Genomic DNA, 13,038 nt, shown 5'->3' on the forward strand with positions numbered 1-13,038 from the left:
GAAGGCCCCCGGTGGTGTGCACGGAACGTGCGGCTGCCGGGGGCCTCTGTGCTGGGACCGGGGACTACGAATCTTTCACAGGGCCGACTGGAAGGCCGAGGCGCTCGGCACGTTGGCGGCGGCCGCGGTGACGCGGTCGAGGGCGGCGGGGACGCGGCCGGCGTGCTGGGCGGCGGCGCGTGCGGCGAGCGGCACGTGCCGGGTGGTTGCCGGGGTGGCGGTGCTGCGGGCGGCGGCGGAGATCAGGGTGTTCATGGTGGGCCTTTCGGCGAGATGCGTCGCCGCCCCCGCCTGATGAAGGCGGGGGCGGCGACGACGCTTACTGATCGGGGGAAGCGTAGCGGCGCCAGGGGGCTTCGGCGCGCGCATGTAGGCGTGGCGTAAAGGTTGCCTGGGTGACCGGTTCGGGCCGCCGTGCCCCCCACCTGAGGCGATGTGCTCGCGGGGACGTGTTCGGGCCCTTCGAACGCGTCGGGATCGCCGGGAAAGTGGAGTTCGGCGCGTTGACCCGCCCGGGGTACGGACCCGTCGGCGCGGGTTCCGCACCCGCCGAAGGGCCCGCGAAGGGCGCGGAGATCATTCGCGCACTTGGCGGGCGGCCCGCGCTGTGAGGCCGCTCCTACCGGGGTGCGCGCGGGGGGAGTTAGCATCCCGCGTGACCGAACAAGCCGAACAGCCCACCGGGACCCCGCCGGGGCCCGCCCCCACCATCGGATCCGGATCCGGAGGCGGCGGGGAGATACCCGCGCGGCGCCGCATATTCGCCGACCTCACGCCGTTCCGGGTATCGGCGGACTACCGCAGGCTCTGGTTCGGCAACATGGTCTCGTGGGTCGGCAGCGGCATGACGGCCCTGGCGATCTCCCTCCAGGTGTACGACCTCACCGGCTCCAGCTTCTACGTCGGCCTGGTCGGCATCTTCACCCTCGTACCGCTGGTCGCGTTCGGTCTGTACGGTGGCGCCATCGCCGACACCGTCGACCGCCGCAAGCTCGGCCTGTACAGCGCGCTCGGCTCGGCCGCGCTCTCGGCGGCGCTGTCGGCCGGGACCTTCGCCGGGGTCGCGAACGTGTGGTTCCTGTACGCGGTCATCGCGCTCCAGTCGATCTGCCAGGCGCTCAACGCGCCCGCCCGTGCGGCGATGATCCCGAAGCTGCTGCCGCCCGAGCACCTGCCCGCCGCCAATGCCCTCAACTCCATGATCATGACGACCGGCACGCTCGTCGGGCCGATGCTGGGCGGCCTCGTCGTCGGCTTCGCCGGGTACAAGACGGCGTACCTCATCGACGCGGTCACCTTCGCCGCCTCCCTGTACGCGATGTGGCGGCTGCCCGCGATGCTGCCCGAGCGGACCGGCGGCACCAAGCGGCCCTCGGTCCTGGAAGGCCTGCGGTTCCTGGCCACCCGGCCCAATCTGCGGATGACCTTCTTCAGCGACTTCTGCGCCATGATCCTGGCCCACCCCCGCGCCCTGTTCCCGGCCGTCGCCGTCCTCTGGTACGGCGGCGACGCCCGCACCACCGGGCTGCTCGTCGCGGCGCCGGCCGTCGGCGCGCTGCTCGGCGGGGTGTTCTCCGGCTGGCAGGGGCGCATCCACCGGCACGGGCTCGCCGTGCTGGTCTCGGTGGGCGGTTGGGGCGCGGCCATCGCGGCGTTCGGCCTGACCCGGCACCTGTGGCTCGGCCTGCTGATGCTCGCCGTCGCCGGGTTCTCGGACACGGTGTCCATGGTGTTCCGCAACACGATGATGCAGGTGGCCGCCCCCGACGACATGCGCGGCCGGCTCCAGGGCGTGTTCATCGTGGTCGTCGCGGGCGGGCCGAGGCTCGGCGACTTCCTCGCCGGCACGGTCGCCGACCTCACCTCGCCCACCGTGATGGTGGTGGGCGGCGGCCTCGCCTGTGTCCTCGCGGTGACGGTGCTCGGGCTCAGCCGCCGCAGCTTCTCGCGCTACGACGCGCGCAACCCCGTCCCGTAACGGGGTGTCGCGCCCGGGCCCTGGTAGGCGCCGATGTTCGGCGGGGATGCGATGGCGTTGCCGAACCAGTCCTGGGTGACGCCGTCGGCGACCGGGACGCCGGCCCTCAACGCCGGTGAACCCGGACGCAGTTGGACGTCATAGGGGCCCGTCGGGGCCGGGGCGGTGAAAGCGGGGTCGGCGGTCACCGGGGAGCGGTCGGAGGCGGGCGCGGAGCCCACGCCCCGGTACAGGTTGTGGTCGTAGGTGTTGCGGGGGTCCGCGAAGGGGGCGCCGCCGGACGCGGTCGAGACGAACACGTTGTCGCGGAAGGTGACGTTTCCGGGCCCGTTGTCACTCACCATTGCCGTCCCGGACTGGTTCGTCACGACGGTGTTGTCGTACACCTGGGTGCGGGTCGAGGGGCCGCACACCACGGACACGATGCCGTAAGGGGCGCTGCGGTTGCGGTCGTTGACGCTGATGTTGTGCCGCACGACGTTGCCGTCCGACGTCATGCCGCCGCCGTTGCAGACGAGCAGGAAACCGCCCTCGTTGTCGTGGCTGTAGTTGTACTGGTAGACGTTCCCGTTGTTGCCGCCGTCGATGTCGAACGCCATCGAGTCGCGGGTGCCGTGGCCATGCGACACCTCGTTGTACTCGTAGCGGACGTGGTCCGAATTCCACGCCCACAGACCGGCGTTGTAGCCGGCCGAGCGGGCGTTGAACCCGTCGACGGTGTTGTGCTCGGCGAGCGCGCCGTCCGCGTTCTGGATGACGATGCCGTCGCCGCCGGTGTCCGAGACGCGGTTGTTCTCGATGCGCAGGGCGGTGATCGGTACGAACCGGGTGCCGGGGCCGTCGGGGTACTCGGGGCGCCGGCCCCAGGTCGAGGACGTTCCGATGCCGGTGCGGTCCACGTGGGCCACGGTCGATCCGCTCACCGTGACGTCGTCGAAGCCGGTGGGGGTGGTGGCGCCCTGGGCCGCGAAGAGGATGCCGCCGGAGGGGTCCGGGTCCTTGAAGTCGGCGCCGTTCACGTCGTGTACGTCGACGTCGCGCACGGCGTAGTGGTGGCCGGTGCCGAAGTCGCTGAGGCGGACGAGGACGCCTGCGCGGCGGGCGGTCGTGGTCGCCGGGCCGGTGTTGGACACGTCCAGGTCGTGCAGCTCCCACTGCTGGACGCCGTCGAGCAGTACGGTCGCCCGGGCGCCGCCCCCTTCCAGGTGCGGCTTGCCCGTGCCGGTGCCGTACGCTCCGGCCGATATCGGGGCGCCGGGGGTGCCCGAGCCCTTCGGGGCGAAGGTGCCGGTGCAGGTGGTGCCGCGTTTGAAGAGGATCTGCTCACCGGGCCGGTACGTTCTCGCGCCGGCCTTCGCGAGGGTGCGCAGGGGGTGGGCGGGGGAGGTGCCGGGGTTGGTGTCGTTGCCGGCGCGGCAGTCCACGTAGTACGTGGTGGGGGTGGTGGTGGCCTGTGCGGGGGCGAGGGCGGGGGTCAGCAGGGCGAGGGTGAGGAGGGCGGCGTATCTCATGCGGGTGAGGCTCCCCTCGGGGGGTGGCCCCCCAATCGCCCCCGGCACGAAAGTCCAAGCACGGCCGGCGTTTGTCCGGGCCCTGGGGGTTTGCCCACCCTCCCCCAAGCTCTCAATGAGCAGGGGGGACCCCCATCCCGTGACTCGGGGTTGGTTGGTTCCGGGCCCCTGGGGCTCCGCCCCAGACCCCGTTCGCGCCTTAAGGGCGCTCGTCCTCAAACGCCGGACGGGCTGAAGATGCCCCAGCACCCGGTACCGCCAAGGGGCGCGGGGAACTGCGCGACCGGCCACGCACGGTGTGAGGACGAGAAGGGGGTTGGGGGCGGCTAGCCGCCCAGCACCCCCCGCGCCACCCCCAGCTCCACCAAATCCTGTGGGCGCAAACGGAGTTGCGACGCCGTCCGCCGCACCTCCGACGCGTCGCGCTTCAGGATCGCCGCCGCCTGCTCCGGGGCGATCACCGAGAAGTAGCTGTCCGCCGTCACCCACATCCGGTCCGGGGACGTCAGGGCGAGCGCCCCGCCCGAGCCGCCCTCGCCGATGACCAGCGTGGTCACCGGCACCCGCGCGGACGCCACCGCCGCGAAGGCGTCCGCGATCGCCGCGCCCTGCCCCTCCCGTTCCGCCGCCGCGTCGTTCGCCGCGCCGGGGGTGTCGACCAGGGTCAGGACCGGAATGCCCAGGCGGTCGGCCAGGCGGATCAGCCGGGCCGCGGTGCGGTAGCCCGCCGGGCGGGTCGCGGTGCCGGTCTGGGCGGCGTACGCGTAACTCACCCCCGCGTGCAGGCCGAAGCCGCACAGCATCCCCGGGTCCACGCCCCCGCACCGGTCGCCCACCAGAGCCTGGCGGTGCGGGAAGTACGCGTCCAGGTACGCCTCGGCGCGCGGACGGCCCGCGGCGCGGGCCCGGGACACCGCCTCCCAGCCATCCGCCGGAAGCCCCGAATCGCCGAAGGGGGCCGGAACCGGGGCCGGTTCGCGGGGGTGGGAGCCGCCGAGCAGGGTGAGCCAGCCCGCCAGGACGCCCCGCAGGTCCTGGCGGCGGACGATCGCGTCGATCTGGCCCGCCGCGAGCTGGCCCTCCGCCCGGTAGGCCGCCGGGTCCGCGTCCGCCGGGCGCACCCGCGAGCCGGCGAAGCCGATCTGGACGCCCGGCAGGGCGAGGACCACATCGGCGCCCGCGCCGAGCGTGGCCCAGCCGCCGCCCGTCGTCGGGTCGCGCAGCACCGCGATCTGCGGCAGGCCCGCCTCCCTCAGCAGCGCCGACTGCCGTGCCACGCGCTGGAGTTGGGTCAGCGCGAGCATGCCCTCCTGCATCCGGCTGCCGCCCGTCGCGATCAGCGAGACCAGCGGAAGGCGCCGCTCGCGCGAGGCCTCGTACGCCGCTTCCAGGCGGTCGCCCGTCCGGCGGCCCAGGGAGCCTCCGAGGAAGCCGAACTCGAAGGAGATCAGGACGCAGGGCCGGCCCGCCACCTCCGCGAGGCCGGGGACCACCGACTCGTCCTCGCCCGTCCGTTCCGTCGCGCGGGCGCGTGACGCCCCGTAGCCCGCCCAGTCGAGGGGGCCGTCCTGCGGGAAGTCCCGTTCCGGCACCGGGAGTTCGGCGAAGTGGTCCGTCACCGTCGCGATCGCCGCCCTCGCGGACATGCGTTCCGTCGCACGCTCAGACATGCAGTGCTCGCTTCATGATCTTGCCCATGTCGTTGCGGGGCAGTTCGGGCAGGTAGTGCACCACGCGCGGGCGTTTGTGGGGTGCGAGCTGGTCGGCCACGTGGTTCGTCAACTCGTCCGGATCCGGCGGCAGTTGGGGGTCGGCCGGCACCACCCAGGCGACGATGCGCTCGCCCAGGTCGTCGTCCGGCTCGCCCGTCACCGCGGCCTCGCGGACACCGGGGTGGTCCAGGAGCGCGTTCTCGATCTCGCCGGCGCCGATCTTGTAGCCGCCGCTCTTGATGAGGTCGGTGGCCTTGCGGCCCACGATCCGCACCTGGCCGTCCGCGTCCAGGCTCGCCATGTCGCCGGTGCGGAACCAGCCGTCCTCGGTGAAGGCCGCGGCCGTCGCGTCCGGGCGGTTCAGGTAGCCGCTGAACAGGCTCGGGCCGCGCACCTGGATCTCGCCGATGCCGTCGGCCTCGTCGGCCAGGCGGAGTTCGACGCCGGGGAGCGGGCCGCCGACCGTGCCGGGGCGTGGCTCGCCGTCCGCCCGCTCGCCGCACAGCATCAGCGTCTCCGTCATGCCGTACCGCTCGATGACCGCGCGGCCCGTCGCCTGCGCGATGCGGCGGTGGTCGGGGGCCGGGAGGGCCGCCGAGCCGGACACCAGCAGGCGCGCTCCTGTCAGGGCCTTCGCCAACTCCCGGTCGCCGTCCACGACTTCGGCGATCCGGTGGTACATCGTCGGCACGCCGAACAGCATCGTCGCGCCCGTCGACAGTTCGCGCGTCACGCCCTCCACCGAGAAGCGGCCGAGGTGGCGCACCGAGCCGCCGCGGCGCAGCGGGCCGAGGACGCCCAGGATCAGGCCGTGGACGTGGAACAGCGGGAGCCCGTGCACCAGGACGTCGTCGGCCGTCCAGTCCCAGGCGTCCCGGAGCGCGTCGAGCGTCGCCGCGACCGCCCGCCTCGGCAGCACCGCCCCCTTCGGCGGCCCGGTCGTCCCGGAGGTGTAGATGACGAAGGCCGCCGACTCGTCATCGGGTTCCGGCGGCAGGCCCGGGCCCGGTGCCGCGTAGGTGCCGGCGTCGGTGCTCACGTCGATACGGGTCAACTCAGCCAGCGCCGGGGGGAGTTGGTCACCCGCTCCGGCCAGTACCGCCGTCGGCCCGCTGTCGCGGACGATGTGGGTCAGCTCCCGTTCGCCCGTCTTCGGGTTCAGCGGCACCACCGGTACACCCGCGACGAGTGCCGCCACCACGCCGATCACCGTCTGCGGGGTCGGCGTCGCCCAGACCGCGACCCGCCCGGCATCCGCGATCCGGCGGGCCGGCGGGGCCGCGGCGGCCGCGAGTTCGGCGTGGGTCAGCGTGTGTTCGCCGAAGCGGATCGCCTCCCGTGGGTCGGCGGCGTAGAGGGAGGGGAAGAGAGGGGACACGTAAGGGACTCCTCGGACGTCGACGGCGCGGGCGGGGCCCGAACCGTGCCGGGTCCCGGGTCTTCGACCCTACGCGGCGCCGTCCGGACGCATGATCAGCATCCTGCCGTACCCGGCCCCGCGTTCCACTGGAGTCGGCCCGGGCGTGAGCGCCGTCACGGCGGGCCGTGGCCGTGCGGGCCGTGCGGGTCGTGGGGGCCGTTCGCGCAGTTCCCCGCGCCCCTGACCTCCTTTCGGCCTCGCATCGTGCGTGGCTGGTCGCGCAGCTCCCCGCGCCCCTGACCCCCTGTGTCCGGCGGCGGGCTCGCCGGGGTGGGGCGGGGTCAGTGGAGGGGGGACTGCCAGGTCAGGGTCGTGCCGCGGATGCCGTCGTCGCGCATGCCGTTGTCGACCACGGTGAGCCGCACCCCGGGCCGCCCGTCGGGGAGTTCGGCGCCCGCGTCCACCACGACGCGTACCGAGGACACCCCGGCCCGGCGGTGGGCCGCGGCCAGGGCGCCGCGCAGGGCGGCGACGAGCTGGGTGTCCGCCGGCTCGCCCACCAGGGTGTCGACCGCGCCCTCGAAACGCACCGAGGGCCGGAAGCCGAGCAGGGCGCCCGCGCCCGCCGTCTCGCGCAGGACCCGGCCGCGCAGCGTCGTCGGGGCGTCGGCGGGCGGCTGCTGGAGGGCGAAGATCGCGGTGCGGACCTCCTGGATCGTGGAGTCGAGCTCGTCGACGGCCCGGGTGAGCATCTCGTCCGTGTCGTCGGCCGCGGCCTTCTCGGCCCGGCGCCGGGTGGACTCCAGCATCATCTCGGTGGCGAAAAGACGCTGCACGACCAGGTCGTGGAGGTCACGGGCGATCCGGTCCCGGTCCTCGTACACGGCGAGCTGCTCGCGGTTGTGCTGGGCGTCGGCCAGGACGAGGGCGAGGGCGGCCTGCGAGGCGAACTGGCCCGCGAGCAGCCGGTCGACCGCCGTGTACGGACGGGCGCCGCGCCTTCGGGGCAGCGCGAGCGTGCCGATCAGCTTCCCGCCGCTCTGCAGCGGCAGCATCATGCTCGGCCCGAACCGGCTGCGCACGTGCGTGGTCATCCGGGGATCGGTCGCCGAGTCCTCCAGGAACACCGGCTCCCCGCCCAGGAGTTGGACCAGGACCGGCGAGCCGGGCTCGATCGTGGTGCCCACGATGTCGTCGGGGTCGTCCGGTGCGGAGGCCGCGACGATCTCCATGCCGCCGGCCGGGGTGGGCTGGAGCACCACCCCGGCGGCCGCGTCCGCGAGCAGCCGGGCCCGCTCGGCGACCTTCATCAGGGCGTCCGCCGCGGGCTCGCCGGTGAGCAGGGAGGTGGTGACGGCGGCCGCGCCCTCGATCCATCGCTCCCGCAGCCGTACGGTCTCGTACAGGCGGGCGTTGCCGATGGCGATGCCGGCCTGCGCGGCGAGTACCCGCAGCAGGGCGAGGTCGTCCTCGGTGAACGTGCCGCCGCGCTTCTCGGTGAGGTACAGGTTGCCGAAGACCTGGGTGTGCACCCGGATCGGTACGCCGAGGAACGAGCGCATCGGGGGGTGGCCGGGCGGCAGGCCGGCCGAGCGGGGGTCGCTCTCGAGGTCGTCGAGGCGCATCGGCTGCGGGTCCTGGACGAGGGCGCCGAGCAGTCCGGTGCGGCCGTCGGGCAGCTGGCCGATCTCCGCGCGCTCGGCGTCGGTGAGGCCGGACGTGAACAGATCGGTGAGCCGGCCGCGCTCGGGGTCGATCACCCCGAGCGCCCCGTACCGGGCATCGGTCAGTTCGGTCGCCGACTCCACGATGTGCTGGAGGGTGGTGCGCAGTTCGAGGTCGGTTCCGACGCCGAGCACCGCCTGCAGGAGCATCGGCAGTCGGGGCGCCGTGTTGTCCGGACTCTCCGCTTCACTCATCCTTCGAGGATCCCTCGGCGTAGCGGGCCGCCCCGGCAGCGGGGACTGTCGTGCCGCTCACTCGGCCAGCGGGTCGAGGACCATCGGCTGGATGCGGCCTTCGAGCATCGAGCCGAGGCCCTGGATCGCGCAGACGTCGGGCCGCTCCGCGATGTGCACCGGCATGCCCGTCGAGTCGCGCAGCATCTGGTCCAGGCCGGGGAGCAGGGCGCTGCCGCCGACCATCATGATGCCCCGCTCGGCGAGGTCGGCGACCAGGTCGGGCGGGCACTCGCGGAGCACCTTGCCGATGCCGTCGAGCACCGCGGTGAGCGGGGTGTGGATGGCGTTGCGCACGGCGGCCGTGTCGACCAGGACCGACCGGGCGAGGCCGGTGGCGACGTCACGGCCGTGGATCTCGGTGGACGCGGGGCCCTGGGGGGTGAGGCCGTTGCCGCGCAGGGCCAGTTGCAGGGGGCGCACGGACTGGCTCGGCAGCATCAGTTCGTGCTGGTGGCGCAGGTGCTGGATGACCGCGTGGTCGATGGCCTCGCCGCCGACGGGGATGCGGACGGCCGTCACGATGGCGCCGAGCGAGAGCACCGCGATCTGGGTCGTGGCGGCCCCGCACACCATGATCATGGTGGCGGTGGGCTGCTCCACCGGGAGCCCGCAGCCCACGGCGGCCGCGATCAGGGTGTCGACGAGCTCGACCCGGCGGGCGCCGAGGCCCACCAGGGTCTCCATCGCGGCGCGCTGGGCCAGCGGGTCGCTGTCGTGGGGGGTGCAGGCGGCGGCGCGCAGCCGGGGCTTGCGGCGCAACTGGCGGCGCAGCTTCTCGCCGAGGAGGTGACGCAGCATGCGCTGGGCCATCTCGATGTCCACGACGGTGCCGCCGGACACCGGTCGGGCCACCCGGATGTAGTCGGGCGTGCGGCCCGTCATCTGTTCGGCGAAGGCGCCGACGGCGATGAGCGCGCCGGTACGGGTGTTGACGGCGGCCACGCTCGGCTCGTCCACGACGAGTCCGGCTCCCTTGACGTAGACCCGGGTTCTCGCGGCTCCGAGGTCGACGGCTACATGGCAACGGCGCAACTGCTCAAGACTGACGGTCACGGCAGATCCTCCCGAGAGCGGTACTTAGTTCGCATCTTGCGACCGCCGGGGGACCGGCGCGCGCTGGGATGCGCCGGTCGGGGAGGGCCCAGCTGACGATCAGCCAGAAAGAGGACGGGCGTCAGGGCAGCAGGCGCTGGAGCAGGCCCCAGGTGAACTCCGCGACGCGGGTGCCGCCGCCGGGCAGGGTGACCGACAGCTGCCAGCGCGTCGGCGCCGAGCCCTCCATCGGGCGGGCCGGGGGGAAGGCCCGCGCCACCTCGTCCACCGTGCAGGACCAGGGCCGCAGATCCTCCTCCCGGCGCAGCTCGGGACCCGGTGTGCCGGGGGCTCTGACCAGCCATTCGTTCCACACCGCACCGCCGGGCCCGGCCAGCACCTCGAACCGCAGGTCCGGCCAGAGCGGCACCGGCCACAGCTGGGCCTCGCAGTCCAGGTCCCCGATCCTGCGCTTCACGACCGCCTCCGGCGGCCCGAGCACCGAGCGGTAGCGGGACAGGGCGCCACGGGAGCGGGCCGATCGGAGCATCGCCTGCCAGCGTCTGTTGGCCTCGCGCATGTCCGCGATGGAGGCGCCGAGCTCGTGCCGGGCGTCCTCGACGAGGCCCGGCTGGTGGTCGGCCATCCGCCGCAGCAGCACGAGTTGGAAGTCCAGCGGACCGAACGGCCGCGTCACGGTTTCCGTCATGACGTCCATCCTGCCCGGCCCCGCTGACAACGCCCCGGTCCATGGCGATTCGTCACGCGGCCACGCCAGGAAGACAGCTCTTCCGCACAAGATCCACACATCTCCGGCCCCCTTTGTCGCCCGGCCGCCGCATAGCCTCCCTGGGCCATGGATTACTGCCACTCCTGCCGTCGGCACCTCAACGGCGCACTGGCCTGCGCCGGTTGCGGAACACCCGTGGAGGCGCTGGCGCCCGCGCCCGACGACGAGCTCCTGGTGTACGCCGGTGCCGTGTCCGGGGACCCGGAGGTGCTCGCGCCGTCCGGGCCTCGCCGCGCCCGGGGCCGGGGTCGGCGGGCCCGGCGCAAGCGGGGCAAGGTGATCCTCTTCGGCGCGGCCGGGCTCGTGCTGGTGACCGGGGCGGTCGGCTTCGTGCAGATGGCGATGGAGCCGCCGGTGGCCGACCGGGCCGCCGCGGTGCGGGAGGACCAGGAGATCTCCGACCCCCAGCCGCTGCCCTCGGGCAGCGCGGCGGCGGTGCCGGCCGCGCCCACGGCGAAGCCGGTCTCCTCGCGGGGGCGGGATTCCGGTGCGGGCTCGCCCGGGCGCGGCGTGGATGTGGCCGAGGCGCACACGGCGGGCGCCTCGCCCAGGCCGTCCCGCTCGGCCGCGCCGCACCCCGGACCGTCCTCGTCGGCGTCCGCGCCGGTGCCTTCCGGCTCGCCCGTGTCCTCCGGCTCGCCCACGCCGGGTGGGTCCCCGTCCTCGGAACAGCCGCCGCCGCCACCGCCTCCCAGCCCGAGCCCCTCGCCGACGTGCAGGCACATCCTGTGGTGGTGCGCCTGACCCGCCGTTGCCAGGGGCCCCGCCCCCGGACCCCCGCTCCTCAAACGCCGGAGGGTCGGAGTGGGCAGCCGATCGTGGGCCGGGGTGCGTGCGGGCCGCCGGGACTTCGCTTTCGGCTGCGGGCCGTCGTGGGCCGGTCGCGCAGTTCCCCGCGCCCCTTTGGGGCGCTGGCCACCTCGCCGGGCCGGCCCGGGGCGTAAGCCCCCTCGCGGCGCGCCAGGCCGGTGCCGAACTCGCCGGGCGCCTAAGCCCCCAGCATCCGCCGCAGCAGGTCCCGCAGCACGGTCCGCTCCTCGGCCGAAAGCTCGGCCAGCGGCTCTCGCGCGAAGTTCAGGGAGTCGCGCAGGTCGGTCGCGGTGGTGAGGCCCTCGGGGGTGGGGGCGGCCAGTTTCACGCGGCGGTCGGCGGGGTCCAGGCGGCGTTCCACCAGGCCGCGCGCCTCCAGGCGGTCGACGATGCCGGTGATGTTGGACGGCTCGCACTTCAGCTTCTGGGCGATCCGGCGCATCGGCATCGGCTCCAGGGAGAGCAGCCCGAGGACGCGGGCCTGCGCGCCGGTGAGGGAGTGCTCGGCGGCGGCCCGTTCGTACTCCTCGTAGTAGCGGCCGACGACCGTGCCGATCAGCTCGACTACTTCGAGGCTCAGGGGATCCATGCGAGAGGCCATACCGTTCAGCCTACCCAGTTACTTGACAATCTCAAATATCTCGGCGCATTGTTCTTTCAGTACCTGAAGTATTTGGGACGCCCGACGCGGTGACGAGACCCGCGCCGTATCGGGTACCCGTACCGACGTACCCGATGTACCGAAACACCCCGATGTATCGATCAGCACTTGTTCGCAGGAGGACGCACCCCATGGCCACCTCGTCCGCACTCCCCGCCACCAGCCGTGAATGGCACCTCGTCGCCCGCCCGAACGGCTGGCCCGTGCCGTCCGACTTCGCGTTGCGGGAGGCTCCGGTCGCCGAGCCGGCGGCCGGCCACATCCTGGTCCGCAACCTCTTCATGTCGGTCGACCCGTACATGCGCGGCCGCATGAACGACACGAAGTCCTACGTCCCGCCGTTCCAGCTGGACCGGCCCATGCAGGGCGGCGCGGTCGGCGAGGTCATCGCCTCCAACGACGAGCGGTTCGCGGTCGGCGACCACGTCCTGCACCCGCTCGGCTGGCGCGAGTACGCCGACGTCGACGCCCAGCACGCCACCAAGGTGGACGGCGAGCTCGCGCCGCTCTCCGCCTACCTCGGCGTGCTCGGCATGCCGGGCCTCACCGCGTACGCGGGCCTCCTGGACGTCGCCTCCTTCAAGGAGGGCGACGCCGTGTTCGTCTCCGGCGCGGCCGGTGCCGTGGGCAGCCAGGTCGGCCAGATCGCCCGGCTCAAGGGCGCCTCGCGGGTCATCGGCTCGGCCGGCTCCGACGAGAAGGTCAAGTGGCTCGTGGAGGAGCTCGGCTTCGACGCCGCGTTCAACTACAAGAACGGCCCGGTCCTCGAGCAGCTGCGCGCGGCCGCCCCGGACGGCATCGACGTCTACTTCGACAACGTCGGCGGCGAGCACCTGGAAGCCGCGATCTCCACGCTCAACGTGCACGGCCGCGCCACCATCTGCGGCATGATCGCGGCCTACAACGACACCGAGCCGACCCCCGGCCCGCGCAACATGGCCATGATCATCGGCAAGCGCCTGCAGCTCAAGGGCGTTCTGGTCGGCGACCACTACGGCATGCAGCAGCAGTTCACCGGCGAGGTCGCCGGCTGGCTGGCCTCCGGCGAGCTCAAGTACAACGAGACCGTCGTCGACGGCATCGAGAACGGTGTCGACGCCTTCATCGGCATGCTGCGCGGCCAGAACACCGGAAAGATGGTCGTCTCGCTCGGCAAGTAGCCGAAAGCGGCCCCCCTTGGGCCGGGTTTCCTCGGGTACGCGGCAGTCGGTGGCCCCGTGGAT

At 73.4% G+C, this 13,038-nt stretch carries 11 protein-coding genes; 3 read left to right on the forward strand and 8 right to left on the reverse strand.

All coding sequences use genetic code 11. The features are described from left to right. Positions 1 to 75: 75 nt before the first annotated feature. The gene (locus ACFYZA_RS09620) at positions 76 to 255 is read right to left on the reverse strand and encodes a hypothetical protein (protein ID WP_388488874.1); all 180 of its coding nucleotides are present in this window, start codon (positions 253 to 255) and stop codon (positions 76 to 78) included. Between the two features lie 454 nt (positions 256 to 709). Here ACFYZA_RS09620 and ACFYZA_RS09625 point away from each other — a divergent pair, with 454 nt between their 5' ends. Beyond that, positions 710 to 1,978, forward strand: coding sequence for an MFS transporter (locus ACFYZA_RS09625; RefSeq protein WP_382591707.1), 1,269 nt, complete (start codon positions 710 to 712; stop codon positions 1,976 to 1,978). Here ACFYZA_RS09625 and ACFYZA_RS09630 read toward each other — a convergent pair. The 6 genes from ACFYZA_RS09630 to ACFYZA_RS09655 all read right to left on the reverse strand — a co-directional run bounded on the left by ACFYZA_RS09630 (position 1,951) and on the right by ACFYZA_RS09655 (position 10,263). After that, positions 1,951 to 3,489, reverse strand: a complete 1,539-nt coding sequence (locus ACFYZA_RS09630) for a right-handed parallel beta-helix repeat-containing protein (RefSeq protein ID WP_388488876.1) — start codon at positions 3,487 to 3,489, stop codon at positions 1,951 to 1,953. The genes ACFYZA_RS09625 and ACFYZA_RS09630 overlap by 28 nt on opposite strands. A 326-nt stretch (positions 3,490 to 3,815) precedes the next feature. Next, positions 3,816 to 5,159: a carboxyl transferase domain-containing protein gene (locus tag ACFYZA_RS09635; protein WP_388488879.1), complete on the reverse strand. Its 1,344-nt coding sequence runs from the start codon at positions 5,157 to 5,159 to the stop codon at positions 3,816 to 3,818. Next, positions 5,152 to 6,579 (reverse strand): acyl-CoA synthetase, encoded by a 1,428-nt coding sequence (locus ACFYZA_RS09640; RefSeq protein WP_388488881.1) that lies wholly within the window; start codon positions 6,577 to 6,579, stop codon positions 5,152 to 5,154. Before ACFYZA_RS09640 ends, ACFYZA_RS09635 begins: the two co-directional genes overlap by 8 nt. Positions 6,580 to 6,902: 323 nt before the next feature. Next, a complete protein-coding gene (locus tag ACFYZA_RS09645) occupies positions 6,903 to 8,480 on the reverse strand; it encodes a GAF domain-containing protein (RefSeq protein WP_388488884.1) in 1,578 nt (525 codons plus the stop codon). Positions 8,481 to 8,537: 57 nt separating this feature from the next. Further along, positions 8,538 to 9,575 (reverse strand): rod shape-determining protein, encoded by a 1,038-nt coding sequence (locus ACFYZA_RS09650; RefSeq protein ID WP_161258290.1) that lies wholly within the window; start codon positions 9,573 to 9,575, stop codon positions 8,538 to 8,540. A 121-nt stretch (positions 9,576 to 9,696) separates the two neighbouring features. Next, a complete protein-coding gene (locus ACFYZA_RS09655) occupies positions 9,697 to 10,263 on the reverse strand; it encodes a hypothetical protein (RefSeq protein ID WP_388488887.1) in 567 nt (188 codons plus the stop codon). Positions 10,264 to 10,410: 147 nt separating this feature from the next. Here ACFYZA_RS09655 and ACFYZA_RS09660 point away from each other — a divergent pair, with 147 nt between their 5' ends. Further along, positions 10,411 to 11,088 (forward strand): hypothetical protein, encoded by a 678-nt coding sequence (locus tag ACFYZA_RS09660; protein ID WP_388488890.1) that lies wholly within the window; start codon positions 10,411 to 10,413, stop codon positions 11,086 to 11,088. Between the two features lie 244 nt (positions 11,089 to 11,332). Here ACFYZA_RS09660 and ACFYZA_RS09665 read toward each other — a convergent pair whose 3' ends face one another. Next, a complete protein-coding gene (locus ACFYZA_RS09665) occupies positions 11,333 to 11,755 on the reverse strand; it encodes a MarR family winged helix-turn-helix transcriptional regulator (protein ID WP_382591664.1) in 423 nt (140 codons plus the stop codon). Positions 11,756 to 11,946: 191 nt separating this feature from the next. On the opposite strand from ACFYZA_RS09665, the gene ACFYZA_RS09670 reads away from it, so the two are divergent. Then, positions 11,947 to 12,975 carry an NADP-dependent oxidoreductase gene (locus tag ACFYZA_RS09670; protein WP_382591661.1) on the forward strand — a complete coding sequence of 343 codons (1,029 nt, stop codon included), beginning with the start codon at positions 11,947 to 11,949 and terminating at the stop codon, positions 12,973 to 12,975. Positions 12,976 to 13,038: the final 63 nt, after the last annotated feature.

The organism is Streptomyces sp. NPDC001828 (assembly GCF_042892175.1).
Lineage (GTDB): Bacteria > Actinomycetota > Actinomycetes > Streptomycetales > Streptomycetaceae > Streptomyces.